The sequence below is a fragment of the Salmonella sp. SAL4457 genome, assembly GCF_046548235.1.
GTDB classification, from domain to species: domain Bacteria; phylum Pseudomonadota; class Gammaproteobacteria; order Enterobacterales; family Enterobacteriaceae; genus Salmonella; species Salmonella enterica.
Genome location: NZ_JBGDZO010000001.1, coordinates 1,066,942 through 1,090,995 on the forward strand (window position 1 = coordinate 1,066,942; position 24,054 = coordinate 1,090,995).

The window sequence follows — 24,054 nt, forward strand, 5'->3', positions numbered from 1 at the left end:
TGAAGATATGACACCCGTTGCCAACTGTCTGGAATTTTAGCTATCGTCTCCGACGTAGAAAAATTCGATATCTTTATTAAACCATTTATCAATGTTGTGCCACATCAGACAACCGGTCAGAAAACTTGCGATCAATATCCCTCCTATAAGCCACTTTTTCACATATACTCCTGAATAACCCCTGTTGATGCCATTATCTGATCGATAATAAAAAGACCATCATTTGAAGAAATAGTTTCACTGACAGATACCGTATGAAACGAGACAGTGAACAGTACCGTTTTCTTCGGTTTTTATGCCATAGTATTGAGCTGTGGTGACAATCATTTTCTATCGCACCATAATGATTTGCAGCCTATAGTTTATGATTTTAAGATTTGTCTACTCATCACATATGTCAGTGATGGATAAATTATAATACGCTTTTCTGGCGCACTTTTCGTCAGTAAACAGGAATACTACAGCATTCATCGTATTGATGCCGCTTTATCTCCCGTTCTTCAGGGAATTAACGACAATTTTATGCACAAAGGATACTAATGATGAAACGTAAATTGATCCCATTTACCCTCTTTCTCGCTGCGCTTAGCGCCAGTACCACCTCTATAGCAGCTTCGCAGGAGATTTCTAAATCTATATACACCTGTAATGATAACCAGGTTATGGAGGTGATTTACGTCAACACCGAGGCTGGAAACGCCTATGCGATTATCAGTCAGGTAAACGAGATGATCCCGATGCGGTTAATGAAAATGGCCTCCGGAGCAAATTACGAAGCCATAGACAAAAATTATACTTATAAACTTTATACCAAAGGCAAAACGGCTGAACTGGTGGAAGGTGATGATAAACCTGTTCTCAGTAACTGTTCCTTAGCTAACTAACCTTAAGAAATGCCTGAAGACTCATCAGGCATTTCCACTTCAACCTTCCTGTAACGTAACGTTAAAGAATATGTGAATCACTACCGTAGTATAATGGCTAATTAGTAACCACTTTTAAGCATGGTTAATCCTATTTTTAAAGAAAAGTTCGAACTATCTGAATTGTCGTTGTTGAGCGTTTAAATGTTTTGCTTTATTAAGTGACCCAGGTAGAATTCGCAGCGGCTGGTAACCATTCATATTCGCACTATTGAACGATCACCGGCCAACCGCGCCAGGGTCTTGCATACGCTCTGGCGCGGTTAAATCCCCAGGCCATAAACGAAATCACTGGTTTCTGCTATTGATCGTATCTTTCAAGTTAACCTGCATTATGCTTGCCCACCTGATGTAAAAAGACACCGCTCTGAACCATAGGGTGTGAATTTTATTTTATAAAAAATTGCGGTGCCGGGTGCCTCCCGGTGAACCATACCACAGTCAATATGGTTCGCGAGGAACATTAACTATTTGACTGGACGCCCCGCCGCAAAGGGGGATTCACCGCATAAGAAAAATCTACAACTCACAAGTAATAAAAGACAATAACATTTTTGTGCATTTTTTATAAATGACTATCTTGTCACGTAATAAATGAAATTATTCTGTAACAGGATTGCAAGACAATACTTATTCAAAACTGAAGTGGTCAGTGGGAGTCGAACCCACATCATCAGCCTGACACTGAGGTAATAACATTATACGATAACCACATTGGACCGCCACCGAGGCCTCGAACCTCGCACCATCAACTTAGGAGGTTGATGCTCTATCCAGCTGAGCTAGTGGCGGCTGGGGACTTCTGCCAGGCGCAAAAAAGGTGCTCTCCTGGATAAAATACATACCTTGCTACTTTTCAGTAGTCGTTCAACGGCAGGTACAATATGCGAAGGCGGTCACAAAATCTTGATGACATTGTGATTAATTCCAGGAAAATTTTTCAGAGTGAATCTTGTGAGATCTGGCGTTATTTACACCAGATTTTCCTTCCTGCTTATCACCTACCTGAGCAACCTTGATTGCTTACCACAACCCCTTATCTGTGCTTATGCTGGTGAGATGTTATGTACAGCGTCACTATGACGAAGAGAGAAAAGACAGGCAGGTACGTGTTACTGGTAAAGAAGCCCTGTTTTGTGACTGGCGGTGCGGAAGGCGAACCTTCCGCATAGCTTATGCTTTTCAGAAACGGTATCCAACCCCGACGTTGAAGCCGTTTATTTTTGTAGAGGAGATGTTGCTTCCTTCATACCCAACATCGACGACGATATTCTCCAGCGGATTCATCTGTACACCCGCGCCCCAGGCAAATCCCGTTTTCCTTGAGGAAATTTTGTTAGAAAAAGAATCGCCATCCTGAGTGGAATGTTCTTTAAATGTCGCCTTTACCGTGCCGACACCCGCCAGCGCGTATAACGAAAAATTGTCAGACAATCGATAGGCTGGCCCAACCATTAAAGAACCGTACTTCACCTCAAACTTGTCATGGTAATGAATACCTTCAGGCTCAACAGACCCGGAAGCCTGTCTGTCTCCATATAAGTAACTTAGCGAGGAAATAAAACTTACCGGAGAGTCATCCTCATAACGGTATTTCACATTTACCCCTCGGATATTTTTGAAATCCTGAACTTTACTTTGTGCATACCCCACGGAAAAGGCGTTAGTATCGGCCTGTGCAACATTTACAACCAAAACGCTTGTAGTAATAACTAAAGTGGATAAAATAATATTTTTCATAACAACTCCTTAATACTACTTATTATTTACGGTGTGTTTAAACACCTGCAGTACCGATCCGGCATTCAGTTATCGCCACTATGCCGAATCGACAAAACCACGAATAATTCACCGCTATCGCTCCTGATGTGTTTACTTCCTGAAAGATATTTTTACTACCGAAGCACTCTATCGCTCATTTAGGTAACCGGTTCTACAATGTCATCTAACTTTTATAGATTTGAATGCTAATTTTTCTCACGCATATATATTTAACAGAAACCATAAAGTGTTTAGCCACTATAGAACAACAAATCACCCATGCAACATTTTGATATTTAAAGAGAAAATCTCACAACCACATTAAGAAACTTGACACCGTTCGGCTAAAAACATGTCATTAAGCAAACTCGCCATATAATCAGAACATATCGCATTGTGCTTCACAGTCCTCACGTGACGCTCCAGCCGCAATACGGTTATATGCCATCGCAGGCGCTGTAATCATATTCACGATGATGCTTAGCACGCTTTATTCCCGCTCCGATTTAATCTTTTAATATATCTATCAGTTACAACATTTCTTGTTATATTATAAGAATAGAATCAACACCACAATTCCAACATAAATATCACCTGTGTTTAGAGAGAATTTACATTCCAAAAAAATAATAACTAACGCAAATATTGAATACGCGATAAAAAAGTCTATTTCGCTATAAAACCCATTATTATTAAGAGTGGTTAACTCTTCGTTGAATAAAAAATGTCAATGACGTTCCATAATTCAGGAGATGAACTTCACAAGTCATTATATATAACAGGAGGTGCTATGAAACATCATGCTTTTATGCTTTGGTCATTACTTATTTTTTCATTCCATGTTTTGGCCAGTTCAGGCCATTGTTCTGGTTTACAACAGGCATCATGGGATATTTTTATCTACGATTTTGGTAGTAAAACCCCGCAACCACCTACAAATACTGATAAAAAGCAAGCCAGGCAGATTAGTTCACCGTCCTGCCCGACGACAAAACCCATGATGTCCGCCCCAGTCAATGACGCCAGGAAAGGGAATACTCTCTCCAGAACATAATGTTATTTATCTACAATGATGCCGAACGACTACTTTTAGCCACCCGGAAATCTTGATTGTCATCAAATATAGCTGGCATTATTTTTCCTGACGTGTATAGTGCGCCTCGTTATCCCCATTAAGGAATTTGTTTGTCTCGTAAAATGACAGGAATTGTCAAAACCTTTGATTGTAAGAGCGGTAAAGGTCTCATCACCCCCTCCGATGGACGCAAAGATGTTCAGGTCCACATTTCAGCATGTCGCCAACACGAAACAGAAGCGCTTATCCCCGGTATACGCGTTGAGTTTTGTCGTATTAATGGCCTCCGCGGACCTACCGCCGCCAACGTTTATCTTTCATAATTCGTCACCCGGCATTTTTTCAGAAAAATTTAGCGAGTACGTCTACCTCCGCAGCCTGCTATGAGGCTTTGCCTGAAAGGCTGCAGAATGTTTTCAGTGGCGAAAATCTAAAAGATTTATTTTGCTAATGACTCCTGTGACCTCTTTTATCATATATCGGGTGCCCCCCCTTCTCACTTTGTTTAACGTGAAGAAATGTACAGCCGTTTTTCACTGTGATAGCATCTAATATTGCAAAAGTATTTAACGCTATATACCCATCGTCACAGGAGTGGCTGGCTGCGCGCATTTAACCGAAGCATTTATGTGATTCTATCGGAATTATCTCTATTGCCGCTCAATGCTACGTCATATTCAGTGGGTATAAATCGCCAATATAGTTGTAACGCTATTTATTTTTAGGGTAATAATTGAATGACTTTGCTTTCAGGAAAAACCACACTGGTTCTCTGCCTCTCCTCTATTTTATGTGGATGTACGACGAACGGCTTACCCACACCTTATAGTATTAATTTGTCGTTCCCGGTCATTACACAAAACCAGATTAATTCCGGTGGTTATTACATAAATGACGCGGAACAAATTCGGACAACTGATGGTCTGTGCCTTGATGCAGGCCCAGATCAACAGAATCGTTTGACGCTGCGGGAGTGTAAGCATGTGCAATCTCAGCTTTTCTCATTTCACCGAGACAGAATCACGCAGGGTGAGAAATGTCTGGATGCCGCAGGACAAGGTACAAAAGAAGGCACACCAATCATTCTTTATTCATGCACGGGTAATGATAACCAGCGCTGGCTCACTGATGATAACAAAATTAAGGGGAAACAGAGCCGAAAATGCCTGGGCACAAATAGCATTATTGTCAGAAAAGGCGACCCTGTTGTGTTGGCCGATTGCGATTTTAGTCGCGCCCTGGAATTTACCATCAGGTAGCAGGACACCGCTGTGAAGAGAGTGCCGCTAACCTCTTGACACGACAACAGGTTAGCGACCTTTACTTCCACGTGCGATCAATTTACTTTACGTCCGCAACGTCAGGATGACAAAACGGCGGCTAAACCTTGACACCAGTTATATACCCAGCTTAAATACTGGTCATCCAACCAGTAAAAAGGAAATGGCGATGTTCGTCGAACTCGTTTATGACAAGCGAAATGTTGAAGGTTTGCCAGGCGCACGCGAAATCATCCTCAATGAACTCACAAAACGCGTACATCAACTTTTTCCCGATGCGCAAGTGAAAGTTAAGCCAATGCAGGCGAACGCATTAAACAGTGACTGTACAAAAACCGAGAAAGAACGGCTGCACCGTATGCTGGAAGAGATGTTTGAAGAGGCTGATATGTGGCTGGTCGCCGAATAACGTCCCCTCCTGCGAAAGCGACATGTCCGATCGAAAACAGCGCCCTGAGGCGCTGTCTGTGACGATATAACGCAAACGCTACCACTCAGAACATGTTGTTGTTGATACCTCAGACCGGTATGTGGAACCGACATTCATCGCTTCACTGGCCTGTCGGTATGAGTAGCCCTTATCAACAATCAGCTGTGCGCATTCCAGCCTGAAATCTGAAAGTACGTTTGGTTTTGTTGTTTATTAAGAGCCTATCCCATTAGACTCTTTTATTCGCCAAACTGGCTTTAACGATTACGCCTACTGGGATAGGTTCTAAACTTATCATCAATACGTAAAATACCTATTTACGAACAAAAAGTAACAGGTAAAAATCCGAAATAAAACCAGCATAACTAAAACTTACTGCAGATATGCACACGCATTATTACTATGTTTCCAGGATAGTCTCGACCAGTCAAGACTATCTATTTTATATAAAAAAGGGAAATACTTCACATGAATAAAATACATGTTACATATAAAAATCTCTTACTTCCGATTACCTTCATCGCGGCAACTCTAATTAGCGCCTGTGATAACGATAAAGATGCCATGGCGGAAGCTGAAAAAAATCAAGAGAAATACATGCAAAAAATCCAGCAAAAAGAGCACCAGCAATCAATGTTCTTTTACGACAAAGCCGAAATGCAAAAAGCTATTGCCAATATCAACGCAAAAGGTGGAGCCAATCTTGCGATTATTGAAGTCCGTTTCTTCAATGGCGGGTATTCATTCATTCGACAAAGCGTTAACACCCCTGCTAAAGTAGAGATGTTTAAATTTAACAACGGCTACTGGGGGGGACCTTCGCCTGTCAACTTAACCATCTTTGGCACTATAACAGAGGAGCAAAAACAAGAAGCACTAAAAGAGGCTTTATTCAAATTCGACTCGATCAATTTCAGCATTATACCAGAGCGTATTCAGGAAACAATTAAACGCGCTAACGCCAGTGGCATCATTTCCGTTACGGAAGATAGCGATATCGTTGTACGAGCAGAGATAGCTCATAATGGCGAATTCGTCTATGACATTACCATCACTGCTAAAAATACAGCACGTGCGGTAATGACCTTAAATAAGGATGGTTCTATTGCCGGATATGAGATCAAAGAACCTTTCGACCCAAAAAAAGAAGCCGAAAAAGCACAGCAACTTGTTGAACAATCGAGAAAAGACATTGAAAGTCAGCGTAAAAAAGCAGCTGAAAAGATGAACGAAATACAGCAGACATTAAAAAAATAGCAGGCGATACAAACATTGATAAAAATTATAGCGCGAAAGAGCGCGTGCCAGGTACTAAGGCACTGCTTGAAGACAGCGAATCGCTATTTCATTCTCTGACACTGTCATTTTTCGTACTCAAGATGTTTATTTATTGAGTCTTTTGTGGATAACCAGGTGAAGTTATGTGACGCCAGGAATCTATTCCAGCAGGCGTACTTGTTGGAGCCAGTGTGAAGCCGGGCAGCGCGCAGAAACCGGAGCGTACACGTTGTACGTGAGAATTTCGAGCACTGCCCAGCCTAAAAATGACGAATAAAATAGATATTTTAAAGAGGTAATATGAAGAATTTTTTCAAAATAATTACTGATTTCATCGCGGATATTTCCCTTGATCTATTTGCTATATTTTTATGCATGTTATTCGTATACAAAACAGGACCATCAATTGGTGTGATATCATTTTTTATTGCATTAATTATTTATATCATTCTTCATTTTGTTTTTTACTCATTTCGTGAAAAAATCATAAAAAAAATATTCAAATAAGTATTTAAAATTATTGTTTTGAGGTACAAATTCAGCGCAATAAAACAGAGCAACTAAAAAACAAAAAATTAGGCGTAGCGAAGCGGAAAAGAACTGTCATGTACTGGACCGTGAGCTGGTCGGGAGAGCAATGTACGGGAAAGAGCGAAATACTGTCATTGATATGAGCAGGAATATCGATAGCCAGTAAATCACTCCTGTGGTAATACAGGCCACTTGATGACTGTGAAGGTCGCTTCATCTGAAGCACCGGTGAAGTCCAGCATTTTAAGTGAAAAGCAGCCAGCAGGCGCTTCTGCTGGTCCATATTCCTCTATTTTGCCAGACCACACTAAAGTGCCACACAGGTATCTGCCAGAACGGTCCTGAGATAATAAATATAAAAGCAGTTACTGCCTACCTCAAGAAGTATGCGCTCATGATCATTTAAAGCTCTTTTAAAGAGACTGATAATAAGCTTGTCAATATAATATTATGCAGTCTCTATTAAGCGCCTGGTTTATTTGTTTTGCATAATCATATAGTTGACTTTTCGAGTAAGAGTTTTCTTGCAAAGACAAATAAACGTGTTTTATATCTCTGAATAAACATACATCACCATGAATATGAGCCTCTATATAATTCCCTTCATAGCCTGTACCATAATTAGAATGAGCTAAAAATTTTTCGCCCTTAGCCATTTTAACCAAACTCTTAAAGCAATTATAACCAAAAAAATCATTTTGACAGGATGCAATCAGGTTCTCCATATGCCAAAATGTAGATAATTTACTAGTATCCAGACCAAATCTGTGGCCGTAGATATCAAAAGGTGATAATGTACAATTTGTTTTTACATTATCATTTAATTCAAAAAATGATTTCCCATAGGCGCTGGCACCTCCATTTTCACCGTTCAGAAAGTCCAGTGCAGCATAAATTGGTCTGCTTGTAGGGCTAAAAGTTCTACTGTTTGGAGTATATGCTACGGAAAAACCGCCTGTCTGACCATATGGGGCATAAGGTGAATCTGCAAGCTTCTCCAGTTCAAATGCTTTAGTTTCAACTGAATCACGCCCGACATTATAAGCAGGTAAATCTCCCGGTCTGCAACCTAATGCATAAGAGTTCAGATATTCTTTATTTTTTAAGAGAGAGACAAAGTCAATTTTTGCTGCATTAAAATTTATTGTCAGCCGGGCATTTTGTAAAATATCCACCATCTTATTTAGTAAGAGAGCGCAATCTATTTCGGCACCACACTCACGGCTTATCCGCCTGAGCGCTTTTTCTCTTATTATGTCAGCGTCGCGCTGACACCTGGAATGAATATGCGCAAGTACTTGTTTTCCAAAAAGGCGACCATACACCTTTTTACGCTCTTCATTGCTGAGACCGCAAAACACTTCGTCAAAAGAAAGCCTGTACGCTGCGCTTACAGAACCTCTCGCCGTTCTGCTTTCTGGAAATGGCGGAACATCTTCAACAACATTTCTAACTTGCTGAATGTCTGAAGACAGTGGAGTACGTCCGGCATTTTTTTCCTTATCTGTTTCCAGATATTCCGGAACCTTTATACTTCCACTATGGCAGATAGGTTTGAGCATATGTCTCCTTAATTTTTATGACTAATATAGCATTCACTTTCGCTGACGTATTCTTTATCGGGCTGATATTTCAACACTTCTTAGCAGCCTTGTAGAAGAGCAAATAAAGCATGCTAATAATTTTATAAAATACTTAACCTACCCACTATTGTAGTCAATAAACCATCACTTTTTATTAAAAAATTATCCTGATAATAACAATAAATCTGGTAAGGCACTTTCAAAAAATAGCCAAATCACACATTATTAAGAAAACCACTACAATCAAAATCGGTAACTATCAGCTTTCAGGGGGGTCTCAGGTTATCATGACGATCGGGGTAAAGGATGAACTACTATTGCGGTCTGAATTGAGGGAGTTTTGATAAAGTTTTGATAACCGTTCGAATACTAATAATAAAAACGGGGACGTTAAGTCCCCGTTTTTGTTTTTAACAATTATCGTTATTACATATTCGCGATAATCGCGTCACCAAACTCACTACATTTCAGCAACTTAGCGCCGGCCATCAGACGTTCGAAGTCATAGGTCACGGTCTTCGCGGCAATCGCGCCTTCCATACCTTTAACAATCAGGTCTGCGGCTTCGAACCACTGCATGTGGCGCAGCATCATCTCCGCAGACAGAATAATGGAGCCTGGGTTGACTTTATCCTGGCCCGCATATTTCGGCGCAGTCCCGTGAGTCGCTTCAAACAACGCGCATTCGTCGCCGATATTCGCACCTGGTGCAATACCGATACCGCCAACCTGAGCCGCCAGGGCATCGGAAATATAGTCACCGTTCAGGTTCATACAGGCGATAACGTCGTATTCCGCCGGACGCAACAGGATTTGTTGCAGGAACGCATCGGCGATAACGTCTTTAACCACGATCTCTTTACCCGTGTTCGGGTTCTTAATTTTCAGCCACGGACCGCCGTCAATAAGCTCACCGCCGAACTCGTCGCGCGCCAACTGGTAGCCCCAGTCTTTAAACGCGCCTTCGGTGAACTTCATGATATTGCCTTTATGTACCAGCGTGACGGAATCGCGATCGTTGGTAATAGCGTATTCAATCGCCGCGCGAACCAGACGTTTAGTGCCTTCTTCAGAACACGGTTTGATACCGATACCGCAGTGCTCCGGGAAGCGAATTTTCTTCACGCCCATCTCTTCGCGCAGGAACTTGATCACTTTCTCAGCGTCTGCAGAGTCAGCTTTCCATTCAATTCCGGCGTAGATGTCTTCAGAGTTTTCACGGAAGATGACCATATCGGTCAGCTCCGGATGTTTCACCGGACTTGGCGTGCCCTGATAGTAACGAACGGGACGCAGACAAACGTACAGGTCAAGCTCCTGACGCAGGGCAACGTTCAGAGAGCGGATACCGCCGCCAACCGGCGTGGTCAATGGACCTTTAATCGCTACGCGGTAGTCACGAATTAAATCAAGGGTTTCAGCGGGAAGCCAGACATCCTGGCCGTAAACCTGTGTGGATTTTTCTCCGGTGTAAATTTCCATCCAGGAAATTTTACGCTCGCCTTTATAGGCTTTCTCGACGGCGGCATCGACTACTTTAAGCATGGCTGGAGTGACATCAACACCGATACCATCGCCTTCAATAAACGGGATAATCGGATTCTCAGGAACGTTGAGTTTGCCGTTTTGCAGGGTGATCTTCTTACCTTCCACCGGAACAACTACTTTGCTTTCCATTCACCTCTCCTTCGAGCGCTTCTGGTTTGCTCGTCTGTCATCGCGCTGCATGTGCAATGGCGTCCTGCTGCACGACTGCGTTAGAGCAATTTTTTGTTAATGTTTTGTAATGAGCATGTCAATACTACCCTATTGTTTGCCGCCATGAAAGACACTCATTATTGCGCTATAATGCGGCAATTAATAAGTTCTGAAAACACCATGCAAAAAACTTCTTTTAGAAATCACTACGTTAAGCGATTCAGCTCACGACAAGCATCTAAATCACGGAAAGAAAACCAGCCAAAACGCGTGGTTTTGTTCAATAAACCTTACGATGTGTTGCCGCAGTTCACGGATGAAGCAGGTCGCCGCACGTTAAAAGATTTTATTCCTGTGCAAGGCGTTTATGCCGCAGGCCGCCTGGACCGCGACAGCGAAGGGCTTTTGGTGCTGACTAATGACGGCGCGCTGCAGGCGCGCCTCACGCAACCGGGCAAACGCACCGGCAAGATTTACTATGTTCAGGTAGAAGGCATCCCGGATAATGCAGCGCTGCAGGCGCTTCGTACTGGCGTCACGCTCAACGATGGCCCTACCCTGCCCGCCGGTATTGAGATTGTCGCGGAGCCTGACTGGCTGTGGCCGCGCACCCCGCCGATTCGCGAACGGAAGAATATTCCCACCAGTTGGCTAAAAGTCACCTTATATGAAGGCCGCAACCGCCAGGTAAGACGCATGACAGCGCATGTCGGTCATCCCACTCTACGATTAATTCGTTACAGCATGGGCGACTACACGCTCAACGGCCTCGATAATGGACAGTGGTGCGAGATCGCACAGGAGAAAGACAGATGAAACGGCTTCTCATTGCTTTTGCTTTATTAACACCGTTATCCGTTAATGCGGCCAGCTTCGACTGCCAGAAAGCGCAGGCTGCGGATGAAAAGGCTATCTGCGCGCACCTGACGCTGAATGATAAAGACGTGGAAATGCACACCAAATATCAGTTTCTAAAAGGGTTGTTCGCGATGGGCAGTCGCGGCGCGCTGCAGGACGCCCAGCAGAGCTGGCTTAAACAGCGTCAGCAGTGCAAGGCCGATGTCACCTGCCTGACAAAAGCTTATAACGAGCGTCTGAAACAGCTTGACGCGATCTATGACCACATTGATAAACCGCTTTAATAAGGATGCCTATGTTCAAGCCGCACGTGACCGTTGCCTGCATCGTACATGCCGAAGATAAATTTCTGGTGGTGGAAGAGACCATCAACGGTAAATCGTTATGGAATCAACCTGCCGGACACCTGGAGGCAGATGAAACGCTGGCGCAGGCCGCCGCGCGAGAACTGTGGGAAGAGACTGGCATCACGGCACAACCACAGTATTTTATCCGTATGCATCAGTGGATTGCGCCGGATAAAACCCCGTTCCTGCGCTTTTTATTCGCTATCAAGCTTGATCATATTTGCGCGACCGACCCCCATGACAATGACATCGATTGCTGCCGTTGGGTGAGCGCCGACGAGATTCTGAACGCGCCGAATTTACGTTCTCCGCTGGTGGCTGAAAGCGTTCGCAGTTATCAAACGGGACAACGTTACCCCTTATCTATAGTGGGCGAATTTAACTGGCCGTTTACAGAGGGTGTCAAGTAAAGGGCTGCGTGATAGAATACGCCGCCTTGAAGTTCAATGTCGCGAGTATTCCAATGTCAGAAAGCCCAAAAAAAGTGATCGTCGGCATGTCCGGCGGTGTCGATTCCTCCGTTTCCGCCTGGCTGTTGCAACAACAGGGTTATCAGGTAGAAGGCCTGTTCATGAAGAACTGGGAAGAGGACGATGGTGAGGAATACTGTACCGCGGCAGCCGATCTGGCTGACGCGCAGGCCGTGTGCGACAAGCTTGGCATTGAACTGCATACCGTTAATTTTGCCGCAGAATATTGGGATAACGTCTTTGAACTGTTCCTTGAAGAGTACAAAGCGGGCCGTACGCCGAATCCGGATATTCTGTGCAATAAAGAGATCAAATTTAAAGCCTTCCTTGAATTTGCCGCAGAAGATTTAGGCGCCGACTATATCGCCACCGGTCACTACGTCCGTCGCGCGGATGTAAACGGCAAAAGCCGGTTGTTGCGCGGGCTCGACGGTAACAAAGATCAGAGCTACTTCCTCTATACGCTTGGCCATGAGCAGATTGCGCAAAGTCTGTTCCCGGTTGGCGAGCTGGAAAAACCGCAGGTGCGTAAAATCGCCGAAGATCTGGGGCTGGTAACCGCAAAGAAAAAAGATTCTACCGGTATCTGCTTTATCGGCGAGCGCAAATTCCGCGACTTTTTAGGGCGCTATCTGCCTGCGCAGCCGGGGAAAATCATTACCGTTGACGGCGATGAAATCGGCGAGCATCAGGGTCTGATGTATCATACGCTCGGTCAGCGTAAAGGGCTGGGAATCGGCGGCACCAAAGACGGTAGCGAAGACCCCTGGTATGTGGTGGATAAAGACGTTGAAAACAATGTGTTAATTGTCGCCCAGGGGCATGAGCACCCACGCCTGATGTCGGTAGGCCTCATCGCCCAGCAGCTACATTGGGTCGATCGCGAACCGTTCACCGGCACCCTGCGCTGTACGGTAAAAACCCGCTACCGCCAGACCGATATTCCGTGCACGATTAACGCGCTGAATGACGATCGTATCGAGGTCATTTTTGACGAGCCGGTTGCCGCCGTTACGCCGGGCCAGTCCGCTGTCTTTTACAGCGGCGAAGTCTGCCTGGGCGGCGGCATTATCGAGCAGCGACTGCCGCTGACGGTCTGATTATTCAATACACAACATCATTCAAGTCGCCTCAAAGCGGCTTAAAAGATGAAGTGTATTTTATTTGATACAAGGAAGCAGTGATTGTGGCAAAGAATTATTATGACATCACCCTCGCGCTGTCTGGCATTTGCCAGTCGGCACGCCTGGTGCAACAACTGGCGCACCAGGGGCACTGTGATGCCGACGCGTTGCACGTTTCACTCAACAGTGTCATTGATATGAATCCCAGTTCTACTCTGGGCGTGTTCGGCGGCAGCGAAGCCAACCTGCGTCTTGGTCTGGAAACACTGCTCGGCGTGCTGAATGCCAGTAGCCGACAAGGACTTAACGCCGAACTGACGCGTTATACGCTTAGCCTGATGGTGCTGGAGCGCAAGCTGTCATCCGCCAAAGGCGCGTTGAATACGTTAGGCGATCGCATTAACGGCCTGCAGCGCCAGCTTGACCATTTTGATTTACAGTCAGACACGTTAATGAGCGCCATGGCGGGCATCTACGTGGATGTGATTAGCCCATTGGGCCCGCGCATTCAGGTGACGGGCTCCCCGGCCGTTCTGCAAAGTCCGCAGGTGCAGGCCAAAGTCCGCGCCTCGCTACTGGCAGGCATCCGTGCAGCCGTGCTCTGGCATCAGGTAGGCGGTGGTCGCCTACAACTTATGTTTTCTCGTCATCGCCTGACGACTCAGGCAAAACAAATTCTTGCTCATTTAACCCCGGAGTTATGATCTATGGAATTATCCTCACTGACCGCCGTTTCCCCTGTCGATGGACGCTACGGCGATAAAGTCAGCGCGCTGCGCGGAATTTTTAGCGAATACGGTTTGCTGAAATTTCGTGTACAAGTCGAAGTACGTTGGCTGCAGAAATTAGCCGCGCACGCAGCGATCAAGGAAGTTCCTGCTTTTGCTGCCGACGCAAACGGTTACCTGGATACGCTTGTTGCAAACTTCAATGAAGAAGATGCCGCGCGCATTAAAACCATTGAGCGTACGACTAACCATGATGTGAAGGCAGTTGAGTATTTCCTGAAAGAAAAAGTCGCCGCGATCCCGGCGCTACATGACGTTTCCGAATTTATCCACTTTGCCTGCACTTCTGAGGACATTAACAACCTGTCGCACGCGTTAATGCTCAAAACCGCGCGCGATGAAGTGATCCTGCCTTACTGGCGTCAGGTGATTAACGCGGTTAAAGATCTCGCCACGCAGTATCGCGACATTCCTCTGCTCTCCCGCACCCACGGCCAGCCGGCAACGCCTTCCACTCTGGGTAAAGAGATGGCGAACGTGGCGTATCGGATGGAGCGTCAGTTCCGCCAGCTCAACCAGGTGGAGATCCTCGGTAAAATTAACGGCGCCGTAGGCAACTATAACGCGCATATCGCCGCCTATCCGGAAGTTGACTGGCATCAGTTCAGCGAAGAGTTCGTCACCTCGCTGGGCATCCAGTGGAATCCTTACACCACCCAGATTGAACCGCATGATTATATTGCGGAACTGTTTGACTGTATCGCGCGCTTTAACACCATCCTGATCGATTTCGATCGCGATGTCTGGGGCTATATTGCGTTGAACCATTTCAAACAGAAAACCATCGCCGGGGAGATCGGTTCTTCTACCATGCCGCATAAAGTTAACCCCATTGACTTTGAAAACTCAGAAGGCAACCTCGGTCTGTCTAACGCAGTGTTGCACCATCTGGCAAACAAACTGCCGGTTTCCCGCTGGCAGCGCGATCTGACCGACTCAACCGTCCTGCGTAACCTGGGTGTCGGCATCGGCTATGCGCTTATCGCTTATCAGTCCACCCTGAAGGGCGTCAGCAAGCTGGAAGTAAACCGCGATCATCTGCTTGACGAACTGGATCACAACTGGGAAGTATTAGCCGAACCGATCCAGACCGTCATGCGCCGCTATGGTATTGAAAAACCATATGAAAAACTGAAAGAGTTGACCCGTGGCAAGCGTGTTGATGCCGAAGGAATGAAACAGTTTATTGATAGTCTGGCCCTGCCGGAAGCAGAAAAAACGCGCCTTAAAGCCATGACGCCGGCAAATTATATCGGTCGCGCTGTGACTCTGGTCGACGAACTTAAATAATGCCTGCCTCACCCTCTTTTCTTCAGAAAGAGGGTGACTATTTGTCTGGTTTATTAACTGTTTATCCCCAAAGCACCATAATCAACGCTAGACTGTTCTTATTGTTAACACAAGGGAGAAGAGATGATGCGCGTACTGGTTGTAGAGGATAATGCATTATTACGCCACCACCTGAAGGTTCAGCTCCAGGATTCAGGTCACCAGGTCGATGCCGCAGAAGATGCCAGGGAAGCTGATTACTACCTTAATGAACACCTTCCGGATATCGCTATTGTCGATTTAGGTCTGCCGGATGAAGACGGCCTTTCCTTAATACGCCGCTGGCGCAGCAGTGATGTTTCACTGCCGGTTCTGGTGTTAACCGCGCGCGAAGGCTGGCAGGATAAAGTCGAGGTTCTCAGCTCCGGGGCCGATGACTACGTGACGAAGCCATTCCACATCGAAGAGGTAATGGCGCGTATGCAGGCGTTAATGCGCCGTAATAGCGGTCTGGCCTCCCAAGTGATCAACATCCCGCCGTTCCAGGTGGATCTCTCACGCCGGGAATTATCCGTCAATGAAGAGGTCATCAAACTCACGGCGTTCGAATACACCATTATGGAAACGCTTATCCGTAACAACGGTAAAGTGGTCAGCAAGGATTCGCTGATGCTTCAACTGTATCCGGATGCGGAACTGCGGGAAAGTCATACCATTGATGTTCTCATGGGGCGTCTGCGGAAAAAAATACAGGCCCAGTATCCGCACGATGTCATTACCACCGTACGCGGACAAGGATATCTTTTTGAATTGCGCTAATGAATAAATTTGCTCGCCATTTTCTGCCGCTGTCGCTGCGGGTTCGTTTTTTGCTGGCGACAGCCGGCGTCGTGCTGGTGCTTTCTCTGGCATATGGCATAGTGGCGCTGGTCGGCTATAGCGTAAGTTTTGATAAAACCACCTTTCGTTTGCTGCGCGGCGAAAGCAACCTGTTTTATACCCTCGCCAAATGGGAAAATAATAAAATCAGCGTTGAGCTGCCTGAAAATCTGGACATGCAAAGTCCGACCATGACGCTGATTTACGATGAAACGGGCAAATTATTATGGACGCAGCGCAATATCCCCTGGCTGATTAAAAGCATTCAACCGGAATGGTTAAAAACGAACGGCTTCCATGAAATTGAAACCAACGTAGACGCTACCAGCACGCTATTGAGCGAGGACCATTCCGCGCAGGAAAAACTCAAAGAAGTACGTGAAGATGACGATGATGCGGAGATGACCCACTCGGTAGCGGTAAATATTTATCCTGCCACGGCGCGGATGCCGCAGTTAACCATCGTGGTGGTCGATACCATTCCGATAGAACTAAAACGCTCATATATGGTGTGGAGCTGGTTCGTATACGTGCTGGCCGCCAATTTACTGTTAGTCATTCCTTTACTGTGGATCGCCGCCTGGTGGAGCTTACGCCCTATCGAGGCGCTGGCGCGGGAAGTCCGCGAGCTTGAAGATCATCACCGCGAAATGCTCAATCCGGAGACGACGCGTGAGCTGACCAGCCTTGTGCGCAACCTTAATCAACTGCTCAAAAGCGAGCGTGAACGTTATAACAAATACCGCACGACCCTGACCGACCTGACGCACAGTTTAAAAACGCCGCTCGCGGTTTTGCAGAGTACGTTACGCTCTTTACGCAACGAAAAGATGAGCGTCAGCAAAGCTGAACCGGTGATGCTGGAACAGATCAGCCGGATTTCCCAGCAGATTGGCTATTATCTGCATCGCGCCAGTATGCGCGGTAGTGGCGTGTTGTTAAGCCGCGAACTGCATCCCGTCGCGCCGTTGTTAGATAACCTGATCTCCGCGCTAAATAAAGTTTATCAGCGTAAAGGGGTGAATATCAGTATGGATATTTCACCAGAGATCAGTTTTGTCGGCGAACAAAACGACTTTGTCGAAGTAATGGGCAACGTACTGGACAACGCTTGTAAATATTGCCTGGAGTTTGTCGAGATTTCGGCTCGCCAGACCGACGATCATTTGCATATTTTCGTCGAAGATGACGGCCCAGGCATTCCCCACAGCAAACGTTCCCTGGTGTTTGATCGCGGTCAGCGCGCCGATACCCTACGACCAGGACAAGGCGTGGGGCTGGCTGTCGCGCGCGAGATTACGGAACAATACGCCGGGCAGATCATTGCCAGCGACAGTCTGCTCGGCGGTGCCCGTATGGAGGTCGTTTTTGGCCGACAGCATCCCACACAGAAAGAGGAATAAACATTTCTGTGCGTTCTTCCACGCATCTCGTTAAGCATCCGTTATAATCGGTGTCAGATACCAGCCTGCGGATACTTAACATGGAATACCAATTAACTCTTAACTGGCCCGACTTTCTTGAACGCCACTGGCAAAAACGCCCGGTGGTCTTAAAACGTGGGTTTAGCAACTTTATCGATCCGCTCTCGCCGGATGAGCTGGCGGGGCTGGCGATGGAAAGCGAAATCGACAGCCGTCTCGTTAGCCATCAGGATGGCAAATGGCAGGTCAGCCATGGCCCTTTCGAAAGCTACGATCATCTGGGTGAGAGCAACTGGTCGCTGCTGGTACAGGCGGTAAACCACTGGCACGAACCCACCGCCGCCTTGATGCGCCCGTTCCGCGCTCTGCCGGACTGGCGTATCGACGATCTGATGATCTCCTTTTCCGTCCCCGGCGGCGGCGTTGGCCCGCATCTGGATCAGTATGATGTGTTTATTATCCAGGGAACCGGTCGCCGTCGCTGGCGCGTGGGCGAAAAGCTGCAAATGCGTCAGCACTGCCCGCATCCCGGCCTGTTACAAGTCGATCCGTTCGAGGCCATTATTGATGAAGAGCTGGAGCCGGGCGACATTCTGTATATTCCGCCAGGATTCCCGCATGAAGGCTATGCGCTGGAAAACGCCATGAACTATTCGGTCGGTTTTCGTGCGCCCAATAGCCGTGAGCTGATCAGCGGTTTTGCCGATTACGTCCTGCAACGGGAGTTGGGCAATACATACTACAGCGATCCGGATATGCCGTCCCGCAAGCATCCGGCGGATATCCTGCCGCAGGAGATGGATAAACTGCGTAATATGATGCTCGATTTGATCAATCAACCCGCGCATTTCCAACAGTGGCTTGGCGAGTTTCTCTCTCAGTCACGCCACGAACTGGATATTGCGCCGCCGGAGCCGCCGTATCAGCCTGATGAAATTTACGATGCCTTAAAGCAAGGCGAGGTATTAGTACGTCTCGGCGGGCTTCGCGTATTGCGTATCGGCGATGAGGTCTATGCGAATGGCGAAAAAATAGACTCTCCGCATCGCCCCGCTCTGGAGGCGCTCGCCAGTCATATTGCACTGACCGCTGAAAACTTCGGCGATGCGCTGGAAGACCCGTCCTTCCTCGCGATGCTGGCGGCACTGGTGAATAGCGGGTACTGGTTCTTCGAAGGATAAGAACATCGCAATGCCCGGCGACCGCCGGGCTGACGCAAACTATCCACAACGATCGCCGCCAGGTTTGGCGACATCGTTATATTGCGGATCGCCCGGATAAATCGAGTGGGCCATTCGATGGCGAAATGACATTTGCCGATAGCGTCGCGCCAGTACGTTATCTCCAAGACCTTCGGCAATATTAGCCAGTTGCTGTAATCGTTCATACTGCATCTTTGCTGGATAAGCTACGGCATCAAGCGCAAAGGCGCGTTCCGCAAAGTCTTTTGCTTGTTCAAGCTGTTGATTATTCTTATAAAGCAGCGAAATACCATACAACACCATGGATACGTCGGACTGCCGACGTTTATATTCTTCCAGCAATGGGAGATAGGGGGAGGTACTGTCCAGGTCGATGTTTTCGGGCAAATAAAAGCGTAATCGTGATATTACCGTCGCCATTGGCGTTAAACGGCTCTGGTAATACGCGATAAGTTTAAGGTAGAGATCTTTCGCTTCCTTATAATGATGGCCCTGTGCATAAAAGCCAGCAAGATTATTGCTGTCAACCGTCATTTCGCCGAATTCGGCGCCATAAAGCGTTTGCTCAATTTTTAGCGCCTGACTTAGCGCATTAATCGCCTCGCTAATATGCCCTGCATTATAAGCAATATCCGCTTTCTGCTGCAAAAAAGAGGCGACGCGCTCACGATTATCCCAGGTTTTATCCCGTAAAATAACGTTCAGCCACTGCCGCTCCGTTGCGTCTATCTTCGCCAAATAATAGGCTTTACGCGCACTATCACATTCGACATCCCGCTCTTCCAGCGCATCAGAATAAGCGTCGCGCATCCTGTTTAAGGTATAAACCAATGCCTCCGTCGATGCCTTTTTGTCTTTAAGACGCCACGTTAATGCCTGCTCTTGCCAGGCTATTCGCTGACGGTAATCAACCTTAATCTCGTATCGCCACTGCTCTGTAGATGAATACTCTATATGGCGATCGTCACTGTAAACATAAAAGGCCGCCAGGTGTTCAAACATATCGGCCCGATCGCCCGGATAAGTGCCCGCCGGAAATGTTTTCATGATTGCCCGCGCTCGCAGCAGCATTTGCGGCGTTAATTCAGGTTTACCCAGCCATTGATAAATATCACTTTGTAATAGCAGGCTACGAACAAGCTGTATTGAGCGTTTGCCATATTGCCGCGAGGCCAGCCTCACCGCATCATCAATAAACGTCATGCAGGTTTCATCGCCGGTCATAAAACATGCTGCAGATTGTTGCTGGCGCTGGGACCAGGAAGGCGTATATTCGGCGCTCCAGGCAGAAAAATTGATGGCGGAAAATATCCCGCCATAAATAATAAAACGCTTCACCACAATGCGTAACATTCGCTACTGGCCGCGCTTAGCCGTCAGCTCCGCGATACGCACAATCACCTGTACCGCTTTTTCCATCCCCTCCAGCGTCACAAACTCATGTTTACCATGATAGTTATATCCGCCGGTAAAGAGATTAGGACACGGCAGGCCCATAAACGACAGTTGCGCCCCGTCTGTACCGCCGCGAATCGGTTTCATCTCCGGCGTAATATGACAGTCGCGCATGGCCTGCTGGGCGATATCGAGAATATGCGGATGTTCAACTACTTTTTCGCGCATATTGTAATAACTGTCTTCAATCACCAGTTCGATATAGCAGTCCGGATGCAGCCCCTTGCCGACTTTTTTGGCAATCTCCATCATTTTGCGTTTACGCGCTTCAAACTGCTTACGGTCGAAATCGCGAATGATGTAGTGCATTTCGGCCCGGTCAACGGTGCCTTTCATGCTGGCCAGATGATAAAACCCTTCGTAACCTTCAGTGGTTTCAGGCGCTTCATCCGCCGGCACTTCCGCGTGAATCCTCGCCGCCAACGACAGCGCATTGACCATCACACCTTTCGCCGTACCAGGATGCACGTTATTGCCGACGATTTTGATATTCACCGAGGCGGCATTGAAGTTTTCAAACTCCAGTTCGCCCACGCCGCCGCCGTCGACCGTATAGGCCCACTGCGCGCCAAATTCCTCAACATCGAAGTGCTTCGCGCCTTTCCCTACCTCTTCGTCAGGCGTAAACGCCACTTTAATGTCGCCGTGGGGAATAGGATTACCTTTCAGCACCGCCAGCGCGGTCATGATCTCCGCAACACCGGCTTTATCGTCCGCGCCCAGCAATGTCTTACCGTCGGTAGTAATCAGCGTCTGTCCCAGTAATTGATGCAGTACCGGGAACATCACGGGTGACAACACCTCATCGCCAATCCCTAATGCTATATCGCCGCCGCGATAATTCTCGACAATCTGCGGGTTAACGTTTTTACCGCTGAAATCCGGAGAGGTATCCACATGGGAGATAAAACCAATGGCGGGAATATCCCCCTCAACATTGGCCGGGAGCGTCGCCATCAACGTCCCTTTTTCACTTAATGTAATGTTAACCAGCCCCATCTCTTCGAGCTGCTGTTTGAGCAAACGTAGTAACTTCCACTGCCCCTCAGTGCTGGGAACCTGCCGAACACCCGACTTTGATTGGGTATCCAGCGATACGTAGTGTAAAAAACGCTCAAGTAGTTTATCCATGCAGTCACCCTCACTTTTCGTGACAACATTATTAATAAGCAAGAAAAGACAAATATTGCGTCAGGTCACTTTTATCCCTGCAAACAAGAATATTTCACTTTGACACGCTTTCTGACTATAAAGCTAAGTCAGTAATTCGCAACAAGGATTGGCGATCACAGTGGTTTGCCGTAGAATGACCGCCCTCATTAAGAGTGATTAAGGTGGTTAACCACAAACCCCGCAGCGGTCAGCCATCCGTTGCGTTTACATGGGACAGAGTAAGAAATTGAATAATCAACCGCGTTCGCTTTCACCGCTGGTGCTTTTGTCGGGAATTAGCAAAAGTTTCGATGGCAAAGAGGTCATTTCACAGCTGGATTTGACCATTAACAATGGCGAATTCCTCACGCTGCTTGGCCCTTCCGGCTGTGGTAAAACAACCGTTCTTCGCCTGATTGCCGGCCTGGAAACCGTTGATGCCGGGCATATCATGTTGGATAACCAGGATATCACCCACGTTCCCGCCGAAAATCGTTATGTAAATACCGTATTTCAAAGCTACGCTTTATTTCCGCATATGACGGTGTTTGAAAATGTCGCGTTTGGCTTACGGATGCAAAAAACGCCAGCCGCCGAGATAGCGCCTCGCGTGACCGATGCGCTGCGTATGGTGCAGCTTGAAGAGTTTGCACAACGTAAACCGCACCAGCTTTCCGGCGGACAGCAGCAGCGTGTGGCTATCGCTCGCGCGGTGGTGAATAAACCTCGCCTGTTATTACTGGATGAATCGCTCTCCGCGCTGGACTATAAATTGCGCAAACAAATGCAGAACGAGCTTAAAGCATTACAGCGTAAACTCGGTATCACGTTTGTTTTTGTCACTCACGATCAGGAAGAAGCGCTCACCATGTCCGATCGTATCGTGGTAATGCGTAATGGCGTGATTGAGCAAGACGGCACGCCGCGTGAAATCTATGAAGAGCCAAAAAACCTGTTTGTCGCCGGTTTTATCGGCGAAATTAACCGCTTTGACGCAACCGTCATTGAACGGCTTGATGAACAGCGCGTCCGCGCCAGCGTAGAAGGTCGGGAGTGCAATATATACGTCAATTTCGCTGTCGAACCGGGCCAAAAACTGAACGTCCTGCTGCGACCGGAAGATCTACGCGTCGAAGAGATCAACGATGATAACCACATCGAAGGGCTTATCGGCTACGTGCGCGAGCGCAATTATAAAGGTATGACGCTGGAGTCGGTGGTTGAACTGGAAAATGGCAAAATGGTGATGGTCAGCGAATTCTTCAACGAAGACGATCCTGACTTCGACCATTCACTTGACCAAAAAATGGCCATTAGTTGGGTAGAAAGCTGGGAGGTCGTACTGGCTGATGAAGAACACAAGTAAATTCCAGAATGTAGTGATTGTCACTATCGTCGGTTGGCTTGTGTTATTTGTTTTTCTGCCCAACCTGATGATCATTGGCACCAGCTTTCTGACCCGTGACGACGCCAGTTTCGTCAAGATGGTCTTTACGCTGGATAACTACGCGCGCCTGCTCGATCCGCTCTATTTTGAAGTGCTCCTGCACTCTCTGAATATGGCGCTGATCGCCACCCTCTCCTGCCTGGTGCTGGGCTATCCTTTTGCCTGGTTTCTGGCGAAGTTACCGGAAAAGATACGTCCGTTATTGCTGTTTTTGCTGATTGTTCCTTTCTGGACCAACTCACTGATCCGCATCTATGGGCTGAAAATATTCCTGAGCACTAAAGGTTATCTCAATGAATTCCTGCTGTGGCTGGGCGTGATTGATACACCGATTCGCATCATGTTCACCCCGAGCGCCGTTATTATCGGCCTGGTTTACATTTTGCTGCCATTTATGGTCATGCCGCTCTACTCCAGCATTGAGAAGCTCGACAAACCACTACTGGAGGCCGCACGCGATCTCGGCGCCAGTAAAATGCAAACGTTCATCCGCATCATTATTCCATTAACCATGCCGGGCATTGTCGCCGGTTGCCTGCTCGTGATGCTACCGGCAATGGGCCTGTTCTACGTCTCCGATTTAATGGGTGGCGCGAAAAACCTGCTGATTGGTAACGTCATTAAGGTACAGTTCCTGAATATTCGCGATTGGCCGTTTGGCGCGGCTACCAGCATTACGCTGACCATTGTGATGGGACTCATGCTGTTGATTTACTGGCGGGCTTCCCGCTTATTGAATAAGAAGGTGAGTGATATAAGCGATTAATTGCGCAACGCTAACAAATCCACACGCATCCAGGCATGAAGTTTATTCAAGGGTAAACTTCATGCCTTCGGCATAAAAAACGCATGAAAGAAGTTGCCGCCAGTATTGCAAACCTACAACATCATCCGCGCCAGGCCTTCTTTTATTTTTACCTGTAGCGACGCTATCACAGACAGTAATGCGTTTATACGCGAAGCTCTCAGGTTTTATACTGATTGCCAGTCTCTTTTAAAAATTATATTACATCCGATGCGCCCGCAGTTGAGATAAAAAGGGTCGATTTAATCAATAATGTAGTCATTTTTATTCCAGTA

At 47.0% G+C, this 24,054-nt stretch carries 23 protein-coding genes and 1 tRNA gene; 18 read left to right on the forward strand and 6 right to left on the reverse strand.

The window, feature by feature from the left end:
- Window positions 1-539 precede the first annotated feature (539 nt).
- The gene (locus ACLJNW_RS05515) at window positions 540-884 is read left to right on the forward strand and encodes a c-type lysozyme inhibitor (RefSeq protein ID WP_000977725.1); all 345 of its coding nucleotides are present in this window, start codon (window positions 540-542) and stop codon (window positions 882-884) included.
- Window positions 885-1,638: 754 nt separating this feature from the next.
- Here ACLJNW_RS05515 and ACLJNW_RS05520 read toward each other — a convergent pair.
- Together ACLJNW_RS05520 and pagC are read right to left on the reverse strand one after the other, a co-directional pair.
- Window positions 1,639-1,715 (reverse strand) — tRNA-Arg (locus ACLJNW_RS05520).
- Window positions 1,716-2,105: 390 nt separating this feature from the next.
- Window positions 2,106-2,663, reverse strand: coding sequence for a virulence membrane protein PagC (pagC, locus tag ACLJNW_RS05525; RefSeq protein ID WP_000789471.1), 558 nt, complete (start codon window positions 2,661-2,663; stop codon window positions 2,106-2,108).
- An 811-nt stretch (window positions 2,664-3,474) separates the two neighbouring features.
- Between pagC and pagD the strand changes: the two genes are divergently transcribed.
- From pagD to ACLJNW_RS05555, 6 genes are all read left to right on the forward strand, one after another.
- The gene (pagD, locus tag ACLJNW_RS05530; RefSeq protein ID WP_012664625.1) at window positions 3,475-3,738 is read left to right on the forward strand and encodes a virulence protein PagD; all 264 of its coding nucleotides are present in this window, start codon (window positions 3,475-3,477) and stop codon (window positions 3,736-3,738) included.
- A gap of 131 nt (window positions 3,739-3,869) precedes the next feature.
- The gene (gene cspF / locus ACLJNW_RS05535) at window positions 3,870-4,082 is read left to right on the forward strand and encodes a cold shock-like protein CspF (protein ID WP_001537306.1); all 213 of its coding nucleotides are present in this window, start codon (window positions 3,870-3,872) and stop codon (window positions 4,080-4,082) included.
- 414 nt (window positions 4,083-4,496) lie between these two features.
- Window positions 4,497-5,018, forward strand: a complete 522-nt coding sequence (locus tag ACLJNW_RS05540; protein ID WP_001520581.1) for an RICIN domain-containing protein — start codon at window positions 4,497-4,499, stop codon at window positions 5,016-5,018.
- A 190-nt stretch (window positions 5,019-5,208) separates the two neighbouring features.
- Window positions 5,209-5,448: a virulence protein MsgA gene (gene msgA / locus ACLJNW_RS05545; RefSeq protein WP_000497451.1), complete on the forward strand. Its 240-nt coding sequence runs from the start codon at window positions 5,209-5,211 to the stop codon at window positions 5,446-5,448.
- Window positions 5,449-5,937: 489 nt separating this feature from the next.
- On the forward strand, window positions 5,938-6,726 hold the full coding sequence (gene envF, locus ACLJNW_RS05550; RefSeq protein WP_023204050.1) for a putative envelope lipoprotein EnvF: 789 nt from the start codon (window positions 5,938-5,940) through the stop codon (window positions 6,724-6,726).
- Window positions 6,727-7,047: 321 nt separating this feature from the next.
- Entirely contained in the window at window positions 7,048-7,254 is a 207-nt protein-coding gene (locus ACLJNW_RS05555) for a hypothetical protein (RefSeq protein WP_000787625.1), read from the forward strand.
- 461 nt (window positions 7,255-7,715) lie between these two features.
- Here ACLJNW_RS05555 and sopF read toward each other — a convergent pair whose 3' ends face one another.
- Both sopF and icd read right to left on the reverse strand, forming a co-directional pair.
- Window positions 7,716-8,840 (reverse strand): type III secretion system effector SopF, encoded by a 1,125-nt coding sequence (sopF, locus tag ACLJNW_RS05560; protein WP_023204574.1) that lies wholly within the window; start codon window positions 8,838-8,840, stop codon window positions 7,716-7,718.
- A 447-nt stretch (window positions 8,841-9,287) separates the two neighbouring features.
- Window positions 9,288-10,538 (reverse strand): NADP-dependent isocitrate dehydrogenase, encoded by a 1,251-nt coding sequence (gene icd, locus ACLJNW_RS05565; protein WP_129950266.1) that lies wholly within the window; start codon window positions 10,536-10,538, stop codon window positions 9,288-9,290.
- A 171-nt stretch (window positions 10,539-10,709) separates the two neighbouring features.
- Between icd and rluE the strand changes: the two genes are divergently transcribed.
- The 9 genes from rluE (at window position 10,710) to ACLJNW_RS05610 (ending at window position 18,899) form a co-directional block, all read left to right on the forward strand.
- Entirely contained in the window at window positions 10,710-11,375 is a 666-nt protein-coding gene (rluE, locus tag ACLJNW_RS05570; RefSeq protein WP_001249411.1) for a 23S rRNA pseudouridine(2457) synthase RluE, read from the forward strand.
- Complete coding sequence (locus ACLJNW_RS05575) at window positions 11,372-11,701, forward strand: lysozyme inhibitor LprI family protein (protein ID WP_000825956.1); 330 nt, start codon at window positions 11,372-11,374, stop codon at window positions 11,699-11,701. The genes rluE and ACLJNW_RS05575 overlap by 4 nt, the downstream gene beginning before the upstream one ends.
- An 11-nt stretch (window positions 11,702-11,712) precedes the next feature.
- Window positions 11,713-12,174, forward strand: coding sequence for an NUDIX hydrolase (locus ACLJNW_RS05580; RefSeq protein WP_000476067.1), 462 nt, complete (start codon window positions 11,713-11,715; stop codon window positions 12,172-12,174).
- Window positions 12,175-12,227: 53 nt separating this feature from the next.
- Window positions 12,228-13,334 carry a tRNA 2-thiouridine(34) synthase MnmA gene (gene mnmA / locus ACLJNW_RS05585; protein WP_000004541.1) on the forward strand — a complete coding sequence of 369 codons (1,107 nt, stop codon included), beginning with the start codon at window positions 12,228-12,230 and terminating at the stop codon, window positions 13,332-13,334.
- Between the two features lie 86 nt (window positions 13,335-13,420).
- Window positions 13,421-14,062, forward strand: a complete 642-nt coding sequence (gene hflD, locus ACLJNW_RS05590) for a high frequency lysogenization protein HflD (RefSeq protein WP_001519653.1) — start codon at window positions 13,421-13,423, stop codon at window positions 14,060-14,062.
- Between the two features lie 3 nt (window positions 14,063-14,065).
- Window positions 14,066-15,436, forward strand: coding sequence for an adenylosuccinate lyase (gene purB, locus ACLJNW_RS05595; protein WP_000423763.1), 1,371 nt, complete (start codon window positions 14,066-14,068; stop codon window positions 15,434-15,436).
- 126 nt (window positions 15,437-15,562) lie between these two features.
- Complete coding sequence (gene phoP / locus ACLJNW_RS05600) at window positions 15,563-16,234, forward strand: two-component system response regulator PhoP (protein WP_001537766.1); 672 nt, start codon at window positions 15,563-15,565, stop codon at window positions 16,232-16,234.
- Window positions 16,234-17,697: a two-component system sensor histidine kinase PhoQ gene (gene phoQ, locus ACLJNW_RS05605; RefSeq protein WP_001031687.1), complete on the forward strand. Its 1,464-nt coding sequence runs from the start codon at window positions 16,234-16,236 to the stop codon at window positions 17,695-17,697. The genes phoP and phoQ overlap by 1 nt, the downstream gene beginning before the upstream one ends.
- An 80-nt stretch (window positions 17,698-17,777) precedes the next feature.
- Window positions 17,778-18,899 (forward strand): cupin domain-containing protein, encoded by a 1,122-nt coding sequence (locus ACLJNW_RS05610; protein ID WP_024154809.1) that lies wholly within the window; start codon window positions 17,778-17,780, stop codon window positions 18,897-18,899.
- A 39-nt stretch (window positions 18,900-18,938) separates the two neighbouring features.
- Here ACLJNW_RS05610 and ACLJNW_RS05615 read toward each other — a convergent pair whose 3' ends face one another.
- Together ACLJNW_RS05615 and pepT are read right to left on the reverse strand one after the other, a co-directional pair.
- Window positions 18,939-20,273: a hypothetical protein gene (locus tag ACLJNW_RS05615; RefSeq protein ID WP_023204576.1), complete on the reverse strand. Its 1,335-nt coding sequence runs from the start codon at window positions 20,271-20,273 to the stop codon at window positions 18,939-18,941.
- A 3-nt stretch (window positions 20,274-20,276) separates the two neighbouring features.
- On the reverse strand, window positions 20,277-21,506 hold the full coding sequence (gene pepT, locus ACLJNW_RS05620; protein ID WP_000359412.1) for a peptidase T: 1,230 nt from the start codon (window positions 21,504-21,506) through the stop codon (window positions 20,277-20,279).
- A 250-nt stretch (window positions 21,507-21,756) separates the two neighbouring features.
- Here pepT and potA point away from each other — a divergent pair, with 250 nt between their 5' ends.
- Together potA and potB are read left to right on the forward strand one after the other, a co-directional pair.
- Window positions 21,757-22,893, forward strand: coding sequence for a spermidine/putrescine ABC transporter ATP-binding protein PotA (gene potA, locus ACLJNW_RS05625; protein ID WP_000531607.1), 1,137 nt, complete (start codon window positions 21,757-21,759; stop codon window positions 22,891-22,893).
- Window positions 22,877-23,740, forward strand: a complete 864-nt coding sequence (gene potB / locus ACLJNW_RS05630) for a spermidine/putrescine ABC transporter permease PotB (RefSeq protein WP_000799391.1) — start codon at window positions 22,877-22,879, stop codon at window positions 23,738-23,740. The genes potA and potB overlap by 17 nt, the downstream gene beginning before the upstream one ends.
- Window positions 23,741-24,054 lie beyond the last annotated feature (314 nt).